Below are 20,745 nucleotides of genomic sequence, written 5' to 3' on the forward strand. Positions count from 1 at the left end.
GAAATGGCGGGCTTCGGCCCGCCATTTTTTTTGTTCATCGCGTTTGACAATCATTCGATACTTCCATTATTATGGAAGTATAATGAATTCGATGGAGAACGGTATGGACAACAAGGAAGTCATCGCGGCCCTGAATGCGCTGGCGCAGGAATCGCGCCTGGCGGTGTTTCGCTTGCTGGTGCAGGCCGGGCCGCAAGGAATGGCCGCGACCCGCATCGCCGAGCAGCTCGGCATTCCGCCCTCGTCGCTGTCGTTTCACCTGAAAGAATTGGCGCACGCAGGCCTGGTGGCGCCAACCAAGGCCGGCCGCTCGCTGATCTACGCGGCCAGTTTCGGCACCATGAACGGGCTGATCGATTTTCTCACGGAAAACTGCTGCGGCGGCAGCGCCTGTGCCCCTGCCGCCAACCCCACTTGCTCAACCAAAGAAGGAGTTTGCTGATGAAACGCTTGCACGTTCACGTATCGGTTCCCGACCTTGCCGACAGCATCCGGTTCTACTCCGGCATGTTTGCCGCGCCGCCTACCGTGGTCAAGCCCGATTACGCCAAGTGGGCGCTCGACGATCCGCGCGTCAATTTCGCCATTTCCCAGCGCGGCGCGCCGGTCGGCGTAAATCATTTGGGCATCCAGGTGGAATCGGCCGAGGAGCTGGGCGAGATGCACGGCCGCCTGCAACAGCTGCAGGGCGAGGTCGAAACGGAGGAGGGCGCGGCATGCTGCTACGCCAGGTCCGACAAGTACTGGGTCAACGACCCCGCCGGCATGGCCTGGGAGACCTTCCACACGCTCGACACGATTCCGGTGTTCGGCGCGGCGGCCGAAACTGCGGCGGCCGGGGCCTGCTGCATGCCGGCCGCAAAAGAGCAGGCGGCGACTTCCTGCTGCGCGCCGGCGAGCCAATGCTGCTGATGCGGCCCGCCACCGAAACGGACTTCGAGGCCGTCGTCGCGCTGCTCGGCGCCTGCAAGCTGCCGCATCGGGACCTGGGACCCCGCAGCATGCGGGAGTTCATCGTGGCCGGCGAAAGCGGGCCTGCGGCAGGTGTGATCGGCCTGGAGCGCTTCGGCGACGCCGGCCTGTTACGCTCGCTCGCCGTGACGCCGGAACGGCGCGGCTCCGGGCTCGGCGGGGAACTGGTCGACGCCCTCGAAGGCGCCGCGCGCGCCGCGGGTGTGCGCGAGCTGTTCCTGCTCACGACCAGCGCGACCGACTTCTTCGCGCGTCGCGGTTACGCCGTCGTGCCGCGCGCGCAGGCGCCGGCGTCCATCCAGTCCACACAGGAGTTCTCCACCCTGTGCCCGTCGCAGGCGGTTTGCCTGCGCAAGATCCTCGATTAAACCATCAGCGAAAATCATGAACGAGAAAATCTACAACGTGCTGTTCCTCTGCACCGGCAATTCGGCGCGCAGCATCATGGCCGAAGCCCTGGCGACGACCCTGGGCGCGGGGCGCTTGCGCGGCTTCAGCGCCGGCAGCAAGCCGGGCGGCGTGGTCAACCCGTTCGCCATCGAGCAGGTGAAAAAACTCGGCTATCCGGTCGACCATCTGCGCAGCAAAAGCTGGAACGAATTCGCCGCGCCGGATGCGCCGGCGATGGACTTCATCATCACCGTATGCGACAACGCGGCGGGCGAGGCGTGCCCGGTATGGCCCGGCCATCCGGCCAGCGCGCACTGGGGCTTCGAGGATCCGGCCGCGGTGGAAGGAACGGATGAACAAAAGCGCGCGGCCTTCGAGGCGATCTGCGCGCAGATCCGCAACAAGGTCGAGGCATTCGCCGGCTTGCCGCCGCAGCTGTTCGGCACGCCGGCGATCAAGGATGCGATCCGCGCGATCGGGGAGCAGCCGGTATGACGTTCGCCAAGCGACTCGTGGCCGAAGGCCTGGGCAGCGCGATGCTGCTGGCGATCGTGGTGGGCTCCGGGATCATGGCCGAGCGCCTGTCCGGCGGCAGCGTCGCGCTGGCCCTGCTGGCCAACGCGCTGGCCACCGGCGCCGGGCTGGTCGCGCTGATCCTGATGTTCGGCACCATCTCGGGCGCGCATTTCAACCCGGTCGTCACCTTGTCCGAGGCGTGGCAGAAAAACATTCCGGCGCGCGAAGCGGCGCCGTACATCGGCGTTCAGCTGATTGGCGCCTTCGCCGGCGTCGCCGCGGCGCACCTGATGTTCGAGCTGCCCTTGTTCTTCGCGTCCGCCCACGTGCGCACCGGCGGCGCGCAGTGGTGGAGCGAATTCGTCGCCACCTTCGGCCTGGTCGGTGTGATTGTCGGCTGCTCGCGCAGCCGCCCGGCCGTCACGCCGTTCGCCGTCGCGGCCTACATCACATCGGCATACTGGTTCACCTCGTCGACCTCGTTCGCCAATCCGGCTGTCACTTTGGCGCGCGCGGCCAGCGACACCTTCGCCGGCATCCGTCCGGCCGATGCGGCGGGCTTCATTGCAGCGCAACTGGCAGGCGGCGCCGCCGCCACGCTGCTGTTCGGATGGCTGTATCCGCGTGCGCCGGACGGCGCCACCGTCGGCGGGACCGTGGCGCCGGGCGATTTCGACGCGCGCTAAGGCTTCGACAGGCGGACCTGGCTCAGCTCCGCGGTCAGGTAGCCGACCGCGGCGCCGAACTTGTCCTTGTAATTGGCGCGGATCAACGGATCGAGCGTCGGCTTGACGATGCCATGGATGCCGCCCCAGTCGCCCGCGTGCTGGAAATTGCTCATGATGTAGGTCCAGCCATTGATCTCGTCTACGGCATGCAGCCCGGTCGACTCGCCGCCCGCCGGAATCGACATCACCCGCGCCAGCACTTTGGTGTCGACGTTGTACGCCCACAGGAAGTTATTCACGTGCTGGCTGCTGTCCTCGCCAATGAACAGCGTGCGCATCTTCTCCGAAAACTTCAGGTTGTCCGGATTGGCGACCTTGTCGGGATTGGCGGTGTTGCCCAGCGCGTCGGCCTTGATGTCCTCGCCCGCCAGCAGCGCCCTGGTGTCGACCGGCATCCACGCGCTGTTGATGGACGCGCCGGCGCTGTCGTTCACGCCGCCTTCAGGTTCAGCATCATCACGGCGCCCGCATCGAGCGCCTTCGGAATCGACACGCCGTTGCCCGGCACATTCTGCGCGTGCCCCGCCACCATCGAGCTTTGGCAGTTTTGCAGCGCGGAGTAGGCGATCTTGTCCTTGATGTTGACCGTGGTGCCTTCCATTTTCGTGAATCCCATCGACGCTCCCACCAGCGCCGCGTAGCGATGGGTTTCGAGGAAGGCCGCGGCCTTCGCCATGCCCGCCGCCAGTTTGACCCACTCGATGCGGCCGTTCGCCGCGATCCTGGTGTAACCGGCATCCAGCGGATCGGCGCTGCGCACGTCCATGATGTCGGTGGGGCGCAGCGACGCCGCCATCGCCTGGATCTCGGCGCTGGTGGCGGATCCGAGCTTGATCCAGGTGAGTGGCGCCGCGGCGGCGGCAGGATCGAGCGAGAAGCCCGCGCCGACCTTGGCCACATACAGGCTGCCGGCCGACAGGTCCTTCTCCTTGTCGGCGACGAACACGAAGTAGCCGCTGTTGGTGGCGTCGTCGCCCATGAAGACGGTGCGGTTGTCCGGCATGACCTGCACCAGTTCGTGCGAGATGCGGCCCAGGCAATAGTGTTTTTTGATCGACGCCGTGCCGTCCGCATTGACCGTCACTTCCGGCAGGTGCCCGTAATGGTAGGGATTGGCCGCGGTCTCGCTGCCGTACAGGTTCTTGCTGAAGGCGCGGAACTGCGGGTCGGCCGCCGCGGTGAAGGCGTTCGGCTCGTACTCTTCGCTCGACAGGTGGGTGCCCCACGGCGACAGGCTGGCGCCGCAAGTGATCCACAAGCCGTTCGCGGCCGAGGTGTCGACGTTGTGGTACTTCACCAGCGCCAGCTTGCCGGTGGCGGGATCCTGGTCGAGCGTCAGCACGGCGATCGGCGAGGGCAGGCGGCCGTACATGCTGGTCGTTCCGTCCTGCGCCCAGGTGGCGTACTCGAACTGCACCACGGCGAACACGGTATTGCCCTTGACGCCGGCCGCTTTCGCGTTCGGCACGGTCAGCAGCGAGGTGCCGTCCGGGGAGTCGGAGAAGAACTGGCGCTCCTTGCCCGCCACCGTGGCGTCGACGATCGGCTTGCCGTGAATGTCGTAGTAGCCGCCGGCGAGGATCTTGCCGCCGCTGCCGTCGGCGACCAGGTCGCCGGTGATGAAGAACGGCTGGTAAGCGAGCTTGAAGTCGATCTTGCTGCTGTCGCTGAAGTTCGCGGTCATTACCGAGGCGGTGGTGGCGGTCGCCATCGCCGCGGCGTTGGCCAGCGTCGGCGCGGCCATGGAACTGAAAGTGACGCTGGCCAGGGTTGCGGCGGCGGGCGGCGCGACCGTCGCGGTCACGCCGGCATTCGCGCCGCAGCCGGACAGCAGACTGACGGCGGACCACGAAGACAAGGGCAGCAACGGGGCGGCGCCGAACAGTTTCAGCAGGCGGCGACGCGGCATCTCGGGAACAGGATTCATTTGCTTGGGACTCCAGGTTGGCGAAGGGGGTGCTGGCCTGAAGCTTAGCGAGCTATTGTTTCAACACGATGACGCCGGTTCAGCGGAGGTGGCCCTGGCGCGCGCCCGGCAAGGGGCTGGTCCGCATCCGGCGCCCGCAAGCTCGCGCGCCGCCTGAACGCCACTGGAGCGTCCATGTCACCCGCTCCAGTGGTGCAGTCCGAAGGACGCCGCGAGCACCGTGCCCACAATGGTGATCAAAGTGGCGACCATCCACGTCTTAATCTCGCCGATTGCCTTGTACATTTCCGCGCGCAAATCGTACAGGTCAGCCTTGGTGGCGGTTTGTTCCAGGTTGGCTTCGATGCGACATAGGCGACCTTCAATGACGCGTTGGCCATTTCTCAATTCCGCGAATTGAGTTTCCAGGTTATCGATGCGGGTCTCGTCCATATTGGTTTGACTTCACGGGGCGCCGGCAGTTCCGCTTTTCGGCAAAGGCGGTGCGATATAATGGCGCCCGTACCTTATTCTCTGCCTTCGCATCCCATGTCATCTGAAACCCCTCCAAGCGGCAGCGGCCGCCCGATGCTGTACGACCCCACCGAACACCGCATCCGCAGCTTCGTCACCCGCGCCGGGCGCCTGTCGATCGCGCAGGCGCGCGCGCTGGAAGAACTGGGCCCCAAATTCCTGATCGAGTACGCCAAGGCGCCGCTCGATTTCGAGCAGGCCTTCGGCCGCAAGGCCCCGGTGATCCTGGAGATCGGCTTCGGCATGGGCGACACCACCGCGCACATCGCCAAGGGCATGCCGGAGAAGGACTTCATCGGCGTCGAAGTGCACACGCCTGGCGTCGGCAGCCTGCTCAAGCAGATCGGCGAGCAGGGTCTCACCAACCTGCGCCTGATCCAGCATGACGCGGTCGAAGTGCTGAACCAGATGATCCCGGACGGTTCGCTGGCCGGCGTGCACGTGTTCTTCCCGGACCCGTGGCACAAGGCGCGCCACAACAAGCGCCGCCTGCTGCAGGCGCCGTTCGTCAAGCTGCTGGCCGAGAAGCTGGCGCCGGGCGGCTACCTGCACTGCGCGACCGACTGGGAAGACTACGCGGTGCAGATGCTCGAGGTGCTGGGCGGCGAGCCGCTGCTGAAGAATACCGCCGAAGGCTACGCGCCGCAGCCGGCGTACCGTCCGCTGACCAAGTTCGAAAACCGCGGCATCAAGCTCGGTCACGGGGTCTGGGACCTGGTGTTCGAGAAGAAGTGATGCCGGCGGCCGGGGCGAATCGTATTTCGTCCCCGCCGATTCGTCGCTCGTCGCCTGGCGCTTCCCGAGGCGACGCCCTTCGATTAGCCTGTACTCCATGACGAACATCGGGAGAACGCCATGTGGCGCGCAATCGTGAATTGGTATCGGGATTGGGAAGAGGAGCAGTACAAGGTGCTGGCGGATCCCGCATTCGCGGAGCAGACCGCGCCTGGCTACCGCAGGCATTTCGCCACCCAGCTGGCGCGCCTGTCCGACATCGAGCGCGAACAGCTGCTGGAATTTTCGCTCAAATACCGCGGCTGGCGGCTGGTCGGCGCGGTCGCGAAGCTCGCTGCGTTGTTTGCGCTGGTCGGCACGATGCTGCATCTCGCCCGGCCGGGCCTGGGCCTGTGGCAGGCAATCGGCGTGGTCAATGTGCTGGGATTTTCGGTCGCTGCCGCCTTGGTGGCGGTGTGGTTCAACTACCGGCGCAGCAACTGCCGCAGCCGGTACGGCGTGGCGATGATTTTGCTGTTGGTCGGCGCGGCGCTCGCGATGGTCGGCTTTCTTATCAAATTCCAGCACCTTTCGGTCAGCGAGGCCCTGTTCGATACCTTCCCTGGCGGGATGCTGATCGGCGCGCTCGTCGCGGCGCTCCTGGTCGGCGTCCCGCTGCGGCTGATCGTCGTCATGCGCAATCGCCAGCACGAGGCGCGCACCGTGCAGCTGCGGCAGGACGCGGAGCGCGACCGGCTGGCGCGCGAATTGAGCGAGTCGCAATTGCGGCTGCTGCGCGCCCAGATCGAACCGCACTTCCTGTTCAATACCCTCGGCGCGGTGCAGCAACTGGCCGAGAAAGACGCCCCGCGCGCCGCCGAACTGACCGCGAGCCTGATCACCTTCCTGCGCGCCAGCCTGAGCGAGATGCGCAGCGACCAGGCCACGCTGAAGAAGGAGTTCGCGCTGGTCGAGGCCTACCTGACCGTGATGAAGGCGCGCCTTGGCGAGCGGCTTCGCTTCACGCTCGACCTGCCGGAATCTCTGGAAGGCCTGGCCGTGCCGAGCATGATCGTGCTGACCCTGGCCGAAAACGCCATCAAGCACGGCATCGAGCCGTCGCTGCGCGGCGGCGACCTTGCGGTGCGGGCGCAGCGGCGCGACGGCGTGGTGAGCATCGCGGTGGAAGACTCCGGCATCGGCCTTGGCATCCAGCCTGGCGCCGGCCTTGGCCTTGAAAACGCGCGCAACCGCCTGCTGCTGGTACATGGCGCCGCGGCCAGCGTGACGCTGCACGAAGCGGCGCAGGGCGTGGTGGCCGAGATCATCATCCCGACCGACAAGGCCACAGGATGACCAAAGTCCTGATCGCGGAAGACGAGCCGCTGATGCGCGAGCGCCTGCTGGCGATGCTGCCCGCGGTGTGGCCCGAGGCCGACATCGTGCTGGTGGCCGAAAATGGTAACGACGCGTGGGACGGCTTCCTGGAGCACGAACCGGAGGTCGCCTTCCTCGACATCCGCATGCCCGGCCTGTCCGGCCTCGAGGTGGCGGAGCGCATCGGCAAGCTGGCGCACGTGGTGTTCGTCACCGCCTACGACCAGTACGCGGTCGACGCCTTCGACGCCGGGGCGGTGGACTATTTGCTCAAGCCGGTCGAAGCCGACCGGCTGCAGAAGGCGGTCGCGCGGATCAGGGAAAAGCTCAGCGCGCGGCCGGCCGACCTGGGCGACATCCTGCATCACCTGAAGGCCACCTTGCCCGGTCCGGCGCGCGAGCCGCTGAAGTGGATCAAGGCCAGCATCGGCCGGCAGATCCGCCTGATCGACGTCGACCAGGTGCTGTTCTTCCAGTCCGACACCAAGTACACGCGCGTGGTGCTGGCCGAATTCGAGGCGCTGGTGCGCATTCCGCTGAAGGACCTGCTGGGCGGGCTGGACCCGGCGCGCTTCTGGCAGATCCATCGCGGCACCATGGTCAACGTGAACGCCATCGAGGCGGTGGAGAAAGTCGATGCGGAGCGGCTGCAGGTGCTCTTGCGAGGGAGCGAGGAGCGGCTGACGGTCAGCCGCACTTTCGCGCACCTGTTCAGGGACTGAGCCCCGGTTACAGCATCTCGCTGATCAAGGAGACGATCTCGTCGCCGTAGGACACAAGCTTTTTCTCGCCGACGCCGGTGACGCCGCGCAGGTCGTCGAGCGAGGTCGGCTTGACCTTGGCGATCTCGCGCAGCGTGGCGTCCTGGAACACCACATACGCCGGCACGCCATGCGCGCGCGCGGTCTCAACGCGCCACCAGCGCAGCTTCTCGAAAATCTCCTGTTCCGACTTCGACAGCTCCATCTCGACGTGGCCCTTGGATGTGCTGGGCGCGCGCTTCGGCTTGACCGGCTTCTGGTACTGGCGCAGCTGGACCTTCTGGCCGCCCTTGAGCACAGGGCGCGCGGCGTCGGTCAGCTTCAGCGAGCTGTAGACCTCGTGGTCGACGGTGACCAGGCCGAGCGCGATGGCCTGGCGCAGGATCGCGCGCCATTCGGCTTCGGTGCGCTCGGCGCCGATGCCGTACACCGACAGCGAGTCGTGGTGCCATTGCGTGATGCGCTCGGACGACACGCCGCGCAGCACGTCGATCACGTGGCCGGCGGCGAAGCGCTGGTCGACCCGGTAAATGGTCGACAGCAGTTTCTGCACCGGCACCGTGCCGTCGAACGACACCGGCGGAATCAGGCAGGTGTCGCAATTGCCGCAAGGGCCGGAGCGTTCGCCGAAATAATCGAGCAGGCGGGTGCGCCGGCACGACAGCGTCTCGCACAAGCCGAGCATCGAATCGAGCTTCACCGACAGCACGCGCTTGAAGGTTTCGTCGGCTTCGGACTCGTCGATCATCCGGCGCTGCAGCACCACGTCCTGCAGGCCGTACGCCATCCAGGCCGACGCGGGCAGGCCGTCGCGGCCCGCGCGCCCGGTCTCCTGGTAGTAGCCCTCGATGCTTTTCGGGAGGTCGAGGTGGCAGACGAAGCGCACGTCCGGCTTGTCGATGCCCATGCCGAAGGCGATCGTCGCGCACATCACGATCGAGTCTTCGCGCAGGAAGCGCGACTGGTTGGCGGCGCGCTTCGGATGCTCCATGCCGGCGTGGTAAGGCAGCGCGCGGATGCCGTTCTCGTTGAGAAACTCGGCGGTCTCTTCGACCTTCTTGCGCGACAGGCAGTAGACGATGCCGGCGTCGCCGCCGTGTTCGGCGGTGATGAAATCGAGCAGCTGCTTGCGGCCGTTGGTTTTCTCGACGATCTGGTAGCGTATGTTCGGGCGGTCGAACGACGACACGAACTGGCGCGCGTCCTCCAGCTGCAGGCGCAGCGCGATTTCGGCGCGGGTCTGGTGATCGGCGGTCGCGGTCAGCGCGATGCGCGGCACGTCGGGGAAGCGCTCGTGCAGGATCGACAGCTTGATGTATTCGGGCCGGAAATCGTGGCCCCATTGCGAGACGCAGTGCGCCTCGTCGATCGCGAACAGCGCGATCTTCGAGGCCTCGAACAGGTCGAGGCAGCGCTGCGTCATCAGGCGCTCCGGCGCGACGTAGACCAGGTCGATCTCGCCGGTGCGCACCAGGCGCTCGATGCGATTCGACTCTTCGTAGGTCTGGGTCGAGTTCAGGAAGGCGGCGCGCACGCCGACTTCGGCCAGCGCGTCGACCTGGTCCTGCATCAGCGCGATCAGCGGCGAGACGACCACGCCGACGCCGTCGCGCAGCAGCGCGGGGATCTGGTAGCACAGCGACTTGCCGCCGCCGGTGGGCATCAGCACCAGCGCGTCGCCGCCGCTGGCCACATGTTCGACGATGTCGCCCTGCTGACCGCGAAAGGCCGGATAGCCGAACACGGTCTGCAGTTGTTCGAGGGCGCGCGCGCCGATGTCGCTACTCATGCTGTCATTCCGCCCAGACGACCCATCCGTAATGCGCGCTGGCGATTACCACGATGCCGAAAACGATACGATACCAGGCGAAGACGGTGAAGTCATGCGAGCTGATATAGCGCAGCAGCCAGCGCACGCACAGGAAGGCCGACACGAAGGCGGCGATGCCGCCGATGCCGAACAGCGGCAGGTCGGCCATCGACAGCAGCGCGCGTTCCTTGTAGACCGAGTAGACGGTGGCCGCCAGCAGGGTCGGGATCGCCAGGAAGAACGAGAACTCGGTGGCCGCCTTGCGCGACAGGCCGAACATCATGCCGCCGATGATGGTGGCGCCCGAGCGGCTGGTGCCCGGGATCAGCGCGAACGCCTGCGCGCAGCCGACCTTGAAGGCATCGAGCAGGGTCATGTCGTCAACCGAATGGATGCGCGCGGCGTCGTGGCGGTCCTTGTTGCGGTTTTCGACCCACAGGATGACGAAGCCGCCGACGATGAAGGCCAGCGCCACCGGCACCGGCTTGAACAGGTGCGCCTTGATCATCTTGCTGAAGAGCAGGCCGAGCACGGCGGCCGGCAGGAAGGCGACGACCAGATTGACGATGAATTTCTGCTGTTTCGGATCGCTGAACATACCGGCCAGCACGGTGCCGATGCGCTGGCGGTATTCCCAGATCACGGCGAGCATGGCGCCGGCCTGGATGGCGATTTCGAAGACTTTGACTTTTTCGCCCGTGAAGTCGAGCAGGCTGCCCGCCAGGATCAGGTGGCCGGTCGAGGAAATCGGCAGGAACTCGGTAAAGCCTTCGACCAGGCCCATGATGATCGCTTTGATCGCGAGGAGGATGTCCATGTATTTATTAGTTAGTTAAGGGAATTTGCGAGTCGGAAGGCGGCACCACGCGGGGTCGAAGAATACCATGAGAGCGCCCCTTACCGTTGAGCTGCCCGCAAAGCCCGGCGTTGTTTTTAGGAGGTCAGGCGATCGAGTTCGCTCAGGTAGAACATCGCCTGCGCCCGCGAGTCGCCGCACATCTCGCGCGACGGCTGCAGGCTGGCGCACACCGCCGGACGGCCCGGCTGCCCAAAAATCATGCAGCCGTTGCGATCGTCGAGCTGGACGCAGCGCACGCCGGCCGGCTTGCCGTTCGGCATACCGGGAATCGGCGAGCTGATCGACGGGGCGGTGCAGCAGGCGCCGCAGCCGGGGCGGCATGGGAGATTTTCAGGGGAGGCGGTCATGGCGGGCAATCGGAACAGGCGGCAAGTATACCGCTTTCCCTGCCGGCCCCGGCATAACGATATAATGACCCGCAAGTAAGTTACCGGATCGACACATGCAATGCCCGTATGACACCAAGCCCCGCTGGGAACGGCGCAAAGAGGCGCGGCCGCAGGAATTGCTGGCTGCGGCGCTCGACCTGTTCGTCGAGCGCGGCTTCGCGTCGACCCGGCTCGAAGACGTGGCCCGGCAAGCCGGCGTGTCGAAGGGCACCCTGTACCTCTACTTCACCAACAAGGAGGAGCTGTTCAAGGCGGTGGTGCGCGACAGCATCGTACCCGTGATCGGCGCCGCCGAAGACAGCATCGCCGGCTTCGACGGCCATTCCGCCGAGCTGCTGCGGGCCGTGATCGGCAACTGGTGGCAGCGCATCGGCGCCACCAAGGCGTCCGGCATTCCCAAGCTGATGATGGCCGAAGCGGCCAATTTCCCCGATATTGCAACCTTTTACCAGGAAGAGGTGATCGCGCGCGGCACCCGGATGATCGCCGGCCTGCTCGAGCGCGCCATCTTGCGCGGCGAGTTCCGGCCGATGAACGTCGAGATCATGACCCAGGTGCTGGTCGCGCCGATGCTGATGCTGATGACCTGGAAGCACTCGGTCGGCCCTTGCGACCAGTGCCATCTCGATCCGCTGGCCTTCCTCGACGCCTTCCTCGACATGGCGCTGCACGGCCTGCTGCCCCCGGCCAGATGAGTTGCCCGAAACGCCACATCGGCGTTATCGGTGGTTCAACCCCTCCAAACTGCAGACTGTCGCAATTTCAAGCGATCTGGACTTGCATGTCGTTAAGATGTGTCTACTGAGGCCGTTCAACGATAAAATATCGGATTATCTATTTACCCACCGAGTCTCACAAATGAATATTGAACAAGCCCGCTTTAACATGATTGAACAGCAGATCCGTCCGTGGAACGTGCTGGACCAGGACGTGCTCGACACGCTGGTGGTGGTCAAACGCGAACAGTTCGTGCCGGAAGCGTGCAAGAACCTGGCGTTCGTCGACACCGAGATTCCGCTGCCGGGCGGCGAGGCGATGTTCACGCCGAAGCTGGAAGCGCGCCTGCTGCAGGAAGTGCAACTGAAGAAACACGAGACCGTGCTGGAAATCGGCGCCGGTTCGGGCTACATGGCCGCGCTGCTGGCGCACAAGGGCCGCCAGGTCACGACCGTCGAGATCCTGCCGGAACTCAAAGCGATGGCCGAAGCGAACCTGGCCAAGGCCGGCGTGACCAACGCCACCGTGGAACTGGGCAACGGCGCGCAGGGCTGGGCCGGCGGTGCGCCGTTCGACGTGATCGTCATTTCGGGCGCGCTGGAAGTGCTGCCGGAAGCCTTCCTCAAGCAGGTCAAGGTCGGCGGGCGCTTCGCCGCGATCATCGGCCAGGCGCCGGTCATGTCCTGCAACATCATCACCCGTGTGTCGGAAACGGCGTACGACACGGTCAAAGTGTTCGAAACCAATGTCAGGTACCTGGCATCGGCGACGGTGCTTTCGCACTTCACGTTTTAAGCGGACGGCGGCATGCAACACCTCACCGCCCCCGAGCTGGCTGCCTGGCTGAACGACGCCGCGCGGCCGCGCCCGAAGCTGCTCGACGTGCGCGAACAGTGGGAGTACGACACCTGCCACATCGACGGGTCGACGCTGATCGCGATGCACACGATCCCGGCGCGCATCGAGGAGCTCGATGAGGACGACGAGATCGTCTGCATCTGCCACCACGGCGCGCGCAGCATGCAGGTCGCTGCCTTTTTGGAGCGCAACGGGTTTGACAAGGTAACGAATTTGACGGGCGGGATTCACGCCTGGGCCATGCAGGTAGACGGCACGATGCCGAAGTACTGAGCACTTTTTATAAACTTGTTTGATGACTCCAACGGAGAAAGCAATGCAGAAACCCCTGATCGCCGCGCTGATAGCAAGCGCCTTTGTTTCGTTCAACGCCCACGCGGCCGACCTGATCCAGGTCTACCAGCAAGCGTTGGCGAACGATGCCGTGTACGCCAGCGCGCGTGCATCGCTGGCGGCAGGGCGCGAGCGTGTCCCGCAGGGACGCGCCGGCTTGCTGCCGACGGTGGGCGTCAGCGGCGCGATCACCCGCAACGACAACGACTTCTCGCCGTTCAATGAGGGCGCCACCGTGATTTCGCCGATCACCGGCCAGCCGATCGTGGTCGGCGGCAGCGGTGGCAACGCGACCTCCAACCAATACACGCTGTCGCTGGCGCAGCCGCTGTTCCGCTGGGATCGCTGGGAAGCCTACGAGCAGAGCAAGCTGGTGCAAGCCATCACCGAGGCGCAATTCGCCAAGGCGCAGCAGGACCTGATCACCCGTGTGTCGCAGGCTTACTTCGACGTGCTGGCCGCGCAGGACACGCTCGAGTCGACCCGCGCGCAGAAGACCGCGACCACCGAGCAGCTGGCGTCGGCCAAGCGCAATTTCGAAGTCGGCACCCAGACCATCACCGACACGCACGAGGCGCAGGCCGCGTACGACCTGGTGGTGGCGCAGGAATTCGCCGCTGTCAACGACCTGGAAAACAAGAAGAGTGCGCTGCAGGCCATCATCGGCTCCGCGCCGGCGACGCTGGCCCCGCTCAGGAGCGGCGTGACGCTGGCCGCGCCGCAGCCGGCGGCGATCGAGCCATGGGTGTCGTCGGCCGAGAACCAGAACTACGATGTGGCCGTGTCGCAGCTGTCGCTCGAGTCGGCCAAGCGCGATATCAAGCGTAACCGCGCAGGACACTATCCGACCCTGGATCTGGTCGCCAGTTCGACCCGTAACAAGCTCGGTGGCAGCACGCAAAGCTCGGGCACCACCACCAGCAACGTCGTCGGCGTGCAGTGGAGCGTGCCGATTTTCAGCGGCTTCGCCGTGACCAGCCGGGTGCGCGAGTCGATCGCGCTGGAAGACAAGGCGCGCAACGACCTCGAAAATACGCGCCGCACCGCAGCCCAGTTGGCGCGTCAGTCCTACCTCGGCGTCAACAGCGGCCTGGCGCAGGTGAAGGCGCTGGAAGCGGCGGAGATTTCGAGCCAGTCGGCGCTGGAATCGAACAAGCTCGGTTACCAGGTCGGCGTGCGGATCAACATCGACGTGCTCAATGCGCAGCGCCAGCTGTACTCGACCCGCCGCGACCTGTCGCGCGCGCGTTACGACACCATCATGAATGGCTTGCGCCTGAAGGCCGCATCGGGTTCGCTGCGTGAAGCGGACCTGGTGCCGGTGAATAATCTGTTGCAGCACTGATCGACGCCGCAGCAATGAGAGGGGCCAGGTCCGGCGGACCTGGCCCCTTTTTCGTTAGCGCCGCGGATTCAGCCGGCGTTCAAACCGCCGCCGCGCACGCCGTCCTTGCGCTCGATCAGTTCGACCTTGTAGCCGTCCGGATCGGTGACGAATGCGATCACCGTGCTGCCGCCCTTGACCGGCCCCGGCTCGCGCGTGACGTTGCCGCCGTTCGCCTTCACCAGCTCGCACGCCTTGTAGATGTCGTCCGCCGAGATGGCGATGTGACCGTACGCGGTGCCCATCTCGTACTTGTCCTGGCCGTAGTTGTAGGTCAGTTCCAGCTCCGCGTGATCCGGATTGCTGCCGTAGCCGACGAACGCCAGCGTGTATTTGTACTCGGGATTGTCGCTGGTGCGCAGCAGCGTCATCCCCAGCACCTTGGTGTAGAAATCGATGGAGCGCTGCAGGTCGCCGACCCGTAACATGGTATGCAGTATGCGCATCAGGATGTCCTTGTGAAGTAGATCGGCAATTCTATGCGCTCCGCCGATTTTGCGCTTAGGTGTGCAGCTTGGCGTCGAGCGTGATGTTCGCGTTCAGCAGCTTCGACACCGGGCAGTTCTGCTTGGCGTCGTGCGCCGCGGTCTGGAACTGCTCGTCGGTCGCGCCCGGGATCCTGGCCGTCAGCGCCAGGTGCACCGCGTTGATGGCGAAGCCGCCGCCGACTTTTTCCAGCGATACCGTGGCGACGGTGTTCATCTCGGTCGCCTTCAGGCCGGCCTTTTCCAGCACCCCCGACAGCGCCATCGTGAAGCAGCCGGCGTGCGCCGCCGCGATCAGTTCTTCCGGATTTGTGCCCTTGCCGCCTTCGAAGCGGGCGTTGAAGCCGTAGGGCGCCTTGTCCAGCACGCCGGTCTGGGTCGACACGCTGCCGACGCCGTCCTTCAAGCCGCCGCTCCAGACGGCGCTGCCGGTTTTCTTGATGATCATGTCCATGCTCCTTTTCGGTTATTTGGCGGCCGGGGTGACGCGCCAGATGATGTTGCCCACGTCGTCGGCCAGCAGGATCGCGCCGGCCTTGTCGACGGCGACGCCGACCGGACGGCCCCAGGTGGTGCCTTCGGGGCTCATGAAGCCGGTCAGCACGTCCTGCGGCGGGCCGCTCGGCTTGCCGTCGGCGAACGGTACGTAAATCATTTTGTAGCCGGAGAACGGCTTGCGGTTCCACGAGCCGTGCTGGCCGACCAGCGCGCCGTTCCTGAAGGCGGGGATCAGCGCCGCGTCATAGAACGCCAGGCCCAGCGAGGCGGTGTGGGCGCCCAGCGCGTAGTCCGGCGCGATCGCCCTGGCGACCAGTTCCGGCTTCTGCGGCTGGACGCGCGCGTCGACGTTCTGGCCGTAATAGCTGTACGGCCAGCCGTAAAAGGCGCCGTCCTTCACCGACGTCATGTAGTCGGGCACCAGGTCGTTACCCAGTTCGTCGCGCTCGTTCACGCTGGTCCACAGCATGCCGCTCTGCGGATTCCACGCCATGCCGACCGGGTTGCGCAGGCCCGACGCGAACACGCGGCCCTTGCCGGTGGCGCGGTCGAACTGCCAGATCGCGGCGCGGCCGTCTTCCTTGTCCATGCCGTTCTCGCCGATGTTGCTGTTCGAGCCGACCGACGCGTACAGGTACTTGCCGTCCTTGCTCGCGACGAGGTTCTTGGTCCAGTGGTGGTTCATGCCGGCCGGGAGGTCGGCCACCTTCACCGGCTTGGCGCTGATGGCGGTGTCGCCGGTCTTGTACGGAACCTTGACGATCGCATCGGCGTTGGCGATGAACAGCTCATTGCCGACCAGCGCCATGCCGAACGGCGAAGTCAGGCCTTCCATGAAGACGGTCCTGGTGGCCGCCACGCCGTTCGCGCCGACGCCACGCAGCAGCGTGATGCGGTTGGCCGACGACACGCCGGCGCCGGCCTTCTTCATCTGCATCTTCATCACCGTGCCCTTGATGGACGTCGGCTCTTTTTCCTCGGGCGCGGGCTTGTTGGTCTCGGCCACCAGCACGTCGCCGTTCGGCAGCACGTAGATCCAGCGCGGGTGCGCCAGGCCGCTGGCGTACGCGCTCACCGTCAGCCCGGCGGCCGCCACCGGCTTGCCGCCGCTCGGCCAGCCTTCGGCCTTCGCCACGTTCACGGTCGGGATCAGCGATTTTTCGGGCGCCGGCAGGGCCGGAGCCGGGCCGAAGCCGACCGGGTAGGTCTGCGCCATGGCGCCGCCGCCGATGGCCGACAGCGCGAGCGCGACGAAGGTGAGCTGGAAGGTGTGCTTCATTTTTTTGCGTCTTTCGATGGCGTGGGTTTTGGTTGGTCGCGCATGCCGTCGGCGGCGCCGGGCTGCGGTTTGGCTTCGCCAGAACCGCCGGCTTTTTCCAGGCCTGGGGTGGCGTGCAGGTCGGTGTCGACCATGCCTTGGGCGATGTCGGAAGCGGCCTGCTTCATCACGCCGCGGGGCTCGCGGTCCTGGCCGTCGGGCGCTTCGTCGCGCTCGTGCGGCATGCGCTTTTCGCCATCGTTCGCGATTTTCTCGTCGGTGTTGACCTTGCGGTCCGGTGCTTCGGTAACCATGAGCGTACTCCTTCTGCTTGAGACAATTGTTGGAATGATATCGGGGCGCCGCCAAGCGAGTCGCGCAATTGGATGTTGCCGAATCGCAAATATTTAAGTTACCATCGCATACAGTCAACCCGCAAAGCCGCCATGAACGAGCACGCCGCGCCATCCCATTGCCTCAACTGCGGCGCCGCCGTCGCCAACAATTTCTGCTCGGTGTGCGGGCAGGAGACGGTGCTGCACGTGCCGAGCGTGCGCGAATTCTTCCACGAGTTCATCGGCCATTACGTCGCGCTCGAGGGCAAGCTGTGGAAGACGCTGGCGCTGCTGATCTTCCGGCCGGGCCGCCTGACCGCGGACTACATCGCCGGCCGCCGCGCGCGCTACGTCGTGCCGCTGCGCCTGTACCTGACCCTGAGCGTGCTGTTTTTCGCGCTGCTGCACTACGGGCCGACCCAGTTTTCGCTGGTCAAACCGCACGCCGAGGCGCCGAACCGGTTGGGCCTGACCGACAAGGAGCCCGGCCCCGATACCGTGCGCATCAACAGCAAGCTATTGGGCGTCAATCCGGCCTGGGATGCCCGCGTCAAGCAGATCACCGCGATGCCGACCGACGAGGCGATCGCGCTGGTGAGATCCAAATTCTTCGCCTACGTGCCGTACGCGATGTTTTTGATCATGCCGCTGTTCGCCTTGTACCTGAAGCTGCTCTACCTCGGCTCGGGCCGGCGCTACGGCGAGCACATGCTGTTCGCGCTGCACGCCAATGGCTTCGCTTTCCTGTTGCTCGGATTGATCTGGGTGGCGCCCTGGACCGAGCTGGGCGTTGCCCTGTTCATCTGGCTGCTGGCTTACCTGCCGATCGCGATGCGGCGCGTGTATGGCGGCAGCCGCAAGGTTACCGCTGTGCGCTGGGCGGTGCTGATGGCGGTGTATACCGTGACCGTGATCGCGGCGATGTTCGGGACGATGTTCCTCACCACCATCGTCCTGTAGCATCAAATTATGCAAGATTCCGCATAATCTCCTGACCCGGCGATATGGCAGAAGAGGGCAGAATCGGTTACTCTCCTCCGTGTTGCCGTTCCATCCACCGCCGAGATTTTTATGCCCGCCACGCCCGCACCGCAAAAGACCATCGCGCTCGTCGTCCGGCACAACACCGCCGGCATCGAGAAGCCGGTGCGCGGCCTGGTCGACTACCTGCGGGGCGCCGGCTACCGCGTGGTGCTGGAAGCCGAGACGGCGGCGCATCTCGCCGTGACCGGCCTCGAGGCGCTGAGCGCGAGCCAGATCGGCGAGACCGCAAGCTACGCCATCGTGATGGGCGGCGACGGCACCATGCTCGGCATCGCGCGCCAACTCGCGCCCTACGACGTGCCGCTGATCGGCATCAACCAGGGCCGCCTGGGCTTCATGACCGACATTCCGATCGACCGCATGCTGCCCGTGCTCGATGATCTATTGGCCGGCAAGTCGCAGGCCGAGAAGCGCACCCTGCTCGAGGCGCGCGTGATGCGCGGCGGCGCCATGATCGCCTGCGGCCTGGCCGTCAACGACGTGGTGGTGGCGCGCGGCGCCGGCGCCGGCATGGTCGAACTGAAGGTCACGGTCGACGGCAATTTCATGTACAACCAGCGCTCGGACGGTTTGATCATCGCCACGCCGACCGGCTCCACCGCGTACGCGCTGTCGGCCGGCGGCCCGCTGCTGCATCCTTCGCTGTCCGGGATCGGCCTGGTGCCGATCGCGCCGCACGCGCTGTCGAACCGGCCGATCGTGATCCCCGATACCAGCCGGATCGTGGTCGAAATCGTCAGCGGGCGCGACGTCAGCGTCAACTTCGACATGCAGACTTTCGCCAGCCTCGCGCATGGCGACCAGATCGCGATTTCGCGTTCCCCCAACTGCATCACCTTCCTGCATCCGGAAGGCTGGAGCTACTACGATACCTTGCGCGAAAAGCTGCACTGGAACGAATACCCCTCCGGCGACGGCAAGCTGAAATAGCGCCGCGCCGTACAACCTGATTACCGATACCTGCATGCTGCGTACCCTTACCATCCGCGACTTCGTCATCGTCGACGCCATCGAACTCGAATTCGCCAGCGGCTTCTCCGTCTTCACCGGCGAGACCGGCGCCGGCAAGTCGATCCTGATCGACGCGCTGCAGCTGGCGCTGGGCGGGCGCGGCGACGCCTCCGTGGTGCGCGAAGGCGCCGCCAAGGCCGACATCACCGCCGACTTCTCGGTCGATGGCGCGGCGGCCGAATGGCTGGCGCAGAACGAGTTCGCGATCGAGGACGGCGGCGCGCTGCTGCGCCGCGTGATCGACAACGCCGGCCGCTCGAAGGCCTACATCAACGGCATCGCCGCCACCGCAACCCAGCTGCGCGATCTGGGCGACCTGCTGGTCGACATCCACGGCCAGCACGCGCACCAGTCGCTGCTCAAGTCCGACGCGCAGCGCGCGCTGCTGGACAACCAGGCCGCGTTGCAGGATGCCGGCGCCGTGACGCTGGCGCAGCAAGTCGCCGCCGGCCACAAGCAATGGCGCGCGCTGGTGCGCCAGCGCGAAGAGTTCGAGCGCGACGCCAAGAACGTGCTGATCGAACGCGAACGGCTCGAGTGGCAGGTCGGTGAACTCGACAAGCTGGGCGCCAAGCCGGGCGAGTGGAACGAGATCAGCAACGAACATAGCCGCCTGTCGCACGCGGCCAGCCTGCTCGAAGGCGCGGAAGAAGCGCTGGCGGCGCTGTCCGAATCGGACGAGCCGATCCTGTCGCGGCTGTCGTCGCTGAACGTCAAGCTGGGCAAGCTGGTCGATGTCGACGCGGAGCTGCAGGGCGTGCTCGATTTGATGGAGCCGGCCCGCATCCAGCTGCAGGAGGCGGTGTACTCGCTCAAGGCTTATCTCGACCGGGTCGAACTCGATCCCGCGCGGCTGCGCCAGGTCGACGCGCGCCTCGAAGCGCTGCACAGCGCGGCGCGCAAGTTCCGCGTCACGCCGGACGAACTGCCGCAGGAGCATGCGGCGCTGGCGGAAAAACTGCGCGAGATGTCCGATGCGAGCGACATCGACGGACTGCGCAAGCAGGAAGACGCTGCGCGCGCGAGCTACATGGAGGCGGCGGGCAAGTTGTCCGTCATCCGCGCCGGCGCCGCGAAGCAGCTGGGCGCGCAGGTGACGGCGGCAATGCAGGAATTGAGCATGAGCGGCGGCAGCTTTGCGGTCGGGCTCAATCCGGCCGAACCGACCGCGGCGGGGCTGGAGCAGGTCGAGTTTCTGGTGGCCGGCCACGCCGGCGTGGCGCCGCGGCCGCTGGCAAAGGTGGCGTCGGGCGGCGAGTTGGCGCGCATCGCGCTGGCGATTTCGGTGATCACGTCGAACGCGACGACCACGCCGACGCTGATTTTCGACGAAGTCGACAGCGGCATCGGCGGCGCGGTGGCCGAAGTGGTGGGGCGGCTTCTCAAGCGCCTCGGGCAGCAGCGCCAGGTGCTCTGCGTGACGCACCTGCCGCAAGTGGCCAGCCAGGCCAACCAACACTTCCAGGTCGCGAAAGGCACGACAGAAGCGGGCAAGACGGTGTCGCAGATCGACGTATTGGACAGCAAGGCGCGGATCGAAGAAGTGGCGCGCATGCTGGGCGGGGTCGAGATCACCGCGACCACCCGCAAGCACGCCCGCGAGCTGCTGGCGCTTTGAAAATGGGGTCAGGTCCGCCGGACTGAAGTGCCACCTAAAAGTTGGACGCCAACTTTTAGGTGGTTTATGACAAAGTATGACGAGCAATTCAAGCTGGCCGTCGTCCGTCAGTATCTTGATGGCGATATAGGCTACAAGCAGCTGGCCAGGCAGCGCGGGCTTGCGCATTCGATGGTCCATCGTTGGATTAGCTGGTTCCAGGCTCATGGCACGTTCATCGCGGGCAATCAGGTCGGCCCGTATAGCGC

At 65.6% G+C, this 20,745-nt stretch carries 24 protein-coding genes and 1 pseudogene; 16 read left to right on the top strand and 9 right to left on the bottom strand.

What is annotated here, in order from left to right:
- The first annotated feature begins 103 nt into the window (after positions 1-103).
- Genes AC1D02_RS21590 through AC1D02_RS21610 form a run of 5 tightly spaced genes read left to right on the top strand, consistent with a single transcriptional unit; the run spans position 104 to position 2,564 of the window.
- The gene (locus AC1D02_RS21590; protein ID WP_477320519.1) at positions 104-442 is read left to right on the top strand and encodes an ArsR/SmtB family transcription factor; all 339 of its coding nucleotides are present in this window, start codon (positions 104-106) and stop codon (positions 440-442) included.
- The gene (locus AC1D02_RS21595) at positions 442-912 is read left to right on the top strand and encodes an ArsI/CadI family heavy metal resistance metalloenzyme (protein ID WP_477320520.1); all 471 of its coding nucleotides are present in this window, start codon (positions 442-444) and stop codon (positions 910-912) included. Before AC1D02_RS21590 ends, AC1D02_RS21595 begins: the two co-directional genes overlap by 1 nt.
- Positions 903-1,340, top strand: coding sequence for an arsenic resistance N-acetyltransferase ArsN2 (gene arsN2 / locus AC1D02_RS21600; protein WP_477320521.1), 438 nt, complete (start codon positions 903-905; stop codon positions 1,338-1,340). Before AC1D02_RS21595 ends, arsN2 begins: the two co-directional genes overlap by 10 nt.
- Positions 1,341-1,356: 16 nt before the next feature.
- Positions 1,357-1,857, top strand: a complete 501-nt coding sequence (locus tag AC1D02_RS21605; RefSeq protein WP_477320522.1) for an arsenate reductase ArsC — start codon at positions 1,357-1,359, stop codon at positions 1,855-1,857.
- Positions 1,854-2,564: an aquaporin gene (locus AC1D02_RS21610; protein ID WP_477320523.1), complete on the top strand. Its 711-nt coding sequence runs from the start codon at positions 1,854-1,856 to the stop codon at positions 2,562-2,564. The genes AC1D02_RS21605 and AC1D02_RS21610 overlap by 4 nt, the downstream gene beginning before the upstream one ends.
- Here AC1D02_RS21610 and AC1D02_RS21615 read toward each other — a convergent pair.
- Both AC1D02_RS21615 and AC1D02_RS21620 read right to left on the bottom strand, forming a co-directional pair.
- Positions 2,561-4,533 (bottom strand): annotated as a pseudogene (locus AC1D02_RS21615) (PhoX family protein). The gene AC1D02_RS21610 and the pseudogene AC1D02_RS21615 overlap by 4 nt on opposite strands.
- 177 nt (positions 4,534-4,710) lie before the next feature.
- Positions 4,711-4,965: a hypothetical protein gene (locus AC1D02_RS21620; protein ID WP_477320524.1), complete on the bottom strand. Its 255-nt coding sequence runs from the start codon at positions 4,963-4,965 to the stop codon at positions 4,711-4,713.
- A gap of 135 nt (positions 4,966-5,100) precedes the next feature.
- Between AC1D02_RS21620 and trmB the strand changes: the two genes are divergently transcribed.
- The 3 genes from trmB (at position 5,101) to AC1D02_RS21635 (ending at position 7,859) form a co-directional block, all read left to right on the top strand.
- Positions 5,101-5,781: a tRNA (guanosine(46)-N7)-methyltransferase TrmB gene (gene trmB / locus AC1D02_RS21625; protein WP_477320543.1), complete on the top strand. Its 681-nt coding sequence runs from the start codon at positions 5,101-5,103 to the stop codon at positions 5,779-5,781.
- A gap of 120 nt (positions 5,782-5,901) precedes the next feature.
- Positions 5,902-7,116, top strand: coding sequence for a sensor histidine kinase (locus tag AC1D02_RS21630; protein WP_477320525.1), 1,215 nt, complete (start codon positions 5,902-5,904; stop codon positions 7,114-7,116).
- Entirely contained in the window at positions 7,113-7,859 is a 747-nt protein-coding gene (locus tag AC1D02_RS21635) for a LytR/AlgR family response regulator transcription factor (protein WP_477320526.1), read from the top strand. Before AC1D02_RS21630 ends, AC1D02_RS21635 begins: the two co-directional genes overlap by 4 nt.
- Positions 7,860-7,866: 7 nt before the next feature.
- Here the strand turns inward: AC1D02_RS21635 and recQ are convergent, their stop codons facing one another.
- From recQ to AC1D02_RS21650, 3 genes are all read right to left on the bottom strand, one after another.
- A complete protein-coding gene (recQ, locus tag AC1D02_RS21640) occupies positions 7,867-9,687 on the bottom strand; it encodes a DNA helicase RecQ (RefSeq protein WP_477320527.1) in 1,821 nt (606 codons plus the stop codon).
- A gap of 4 nt (positions 9,688-9,691) precedes the next feature.
- Positions 9,692-10,525, bottom strand: a complete 834-nt coding sequence (locus AC1D02_RS21645) for an undecaprenyl-diphosphate phosphatase (RefSeq protein ID WP_477320528.1) — start codon at positions 10,523-10,525, stop codon at positions 9,692-9,694.
- Positions 10,526-10,641: 116 nt separating this feature from the next.
- Positions 10,642-10,914: a YkgJ family cysteine cluster protein gene (locus tag AC1D02_RS21650; protein ID WP_477320529.1), complete on the bottom strand. Its 273-nt coding sequence runs from the start codon at positions 10,912-10,914 to the stop codon at positions 10,642-10,644.
- A gap of 95 nt (positions 10,915-11,009) precedes the next feature.
- On the opposite strand from AC1D02_RS21650, the gene AC1D02_RS21655 reads away from it, so the two are divergent.
- The 4 genes from AC1D02_RS21655 (at position 11,010) to AC1D02_RS21670 (ending at position 14,209) form a co-directional block, all read left to right on the top strand.
- Positions 11,010-11,651, top strand: coding sequence for a TetR/AcrR family transcriptional regulator (locus AC1D02_RS21655; protein WP_477320530.1), 642 nt, complete (start codon positions 11,010-11,012; stop codon positions 11,649-11,651).
- Between the two features lie 163 nt (positions 11,652-11,814).
- A complete protein-coding gene (locus tag AC1D02_RS21660) occupies positions 11,815-12,468 on the top strand; it encodes a protein-L-isoaspartate O-methyltransferase family protein (protein WP_477320531.1) in 654 nt (217 codons plus the stop codon).
- Between the two features lie 12 nt (positions 12,469-12,480).
- Positions 12,481-12,804: a rhodanese-like domain-containing protein gene (locus AC1D02_RS21665; RefSeq protein ID WP_477320532.1), complete on the top strand. Its 324-nt coding sequence runs from the start codon at positions 12,481-12,483 to the stop codon at positions 12,802-12,804.
- A gap of 43 nt (positions 12,805-12,847) precedes the next feature.
- Positions 12,848-14,209: a TolC family outer membrane protein gene (locus AC1D02_RS21670; protein WP_477320533.1), complete on the top strand. Its 1,362-nt coding sequence runs from the start codon at positions 12,848-12,850 to the stop codon at positions 14,207-14,209.
- 68 nt (positions 14,210-14,277) lie between these two features.
- On the opposite strand, the gene gloA is transcribed toward AC1D02_RS21670, so the two are convergent.
- The 4 genes from gloA to AC1D02_RS21690 are packed head-to-tail and all read right to left on the bottom strand — an operon-like array spanning position 14,278 to position 16,803.
- The gene (gene gloA / locus AC1D02_RS21675) at positions 14,278-14,694 is read right to left on the bottom strand and encodes a lactoylglutathione lyase (protein ID WP_477320534.1); all 417 of its coding nucleotides are present in this window, start codon (positions 14,692-14,694) and stop codon (positions 14,278-14,280) included.
- A 55-nt stretch (positions 14,695-14,749) separates the two neighbouring features.
- Entirely contained in the window at positions 14,750-15,181 is a 432-nt protein-coding gene (locus AC1D02_RS21680) for an OsmC family protein (RefSeq protein WP_477320535.1), read from the bottom strand.
- 18 nt (positions 15,182-15,199) lie between these two features.
- On the bottom strand, positions 15,200-16,510 hold the full coding sequence (locus tag AC1D02_RS21685) for a PQQ-dependent sugar dehydrogenase (protein ID WP_477320536.1): 1,311 nt from the start codon (positions 16,508-16,510) through the stop codon (positions 15,200-15,202).
- Complete coding sequence (locus AC1D02_RS21690) at positions 16,507-16,803, bottom strand: hypothetical protein (protein WP_477320537.1); 297 nt, start codon at positions 16,801-16,803, stop codon at positions 16,507-16,509. Before AC1D02_RS21690 ends, AC1D02_RS21685 begins: the two co-directional genes overlap by 4 nt.
- A gap of 132 nt (positions 16,804-16,935) precedes the next feature.
- On the opposite strand from AC1D02_RS21690, the gene AC1D02_RS21695 reads away from it, so the two are divergent.
- The 4 genes from AC1D02_RS21695 to AC1D02_RS21710 form a co-directional block, all read left to right on the top strand.
- Positions 16,936-17,784, top strand: a complete 849-nt coding sequence (locus AC1D02_RS21695; protein ID WP_477320538.1) for a DUF3667 domain-containing protein — start codon at positions 16,936-16,938, stop codon at positions 17,782-17,784.
- Between the two features lie 111 nt (positions 17,785-17,895).
- Positions 17,896-18,798, top strand: a complete 903-nt coding sequence (locus AC1D02_RS21700; RefSeq protein WP_477320539.1) for an NAD kinase — start codon at positions 17,896-17,898, stop codon at positions 18,796-18,798.
- Between the two features lie 34 nt (positions 18,799-18,832).
- Positions 18,833-20,497: a DNA repair protein RecN gene (gene recN, locus AC1D02_RS21705; RefSeq protein WP_477320540.1), complete on the top strand. Its 1,665-nt coding sequence runs from the start codon at positions 18,833-18,835 to the stop codon at positions 20,495-20,497.
- Positions 20,498-20,563: 66 nt separating this feature from the next.
- Positions 20,564-20,745: transposase (locus tag AC1D02_RS21710; RefSeq protein ID WP_477314027.1), on the top strand; the 182-nt coding region annotated here is incomplete at its 3' end.

Source organism: Massilia sp. P1_C10 (assembly GCF_056406475.1).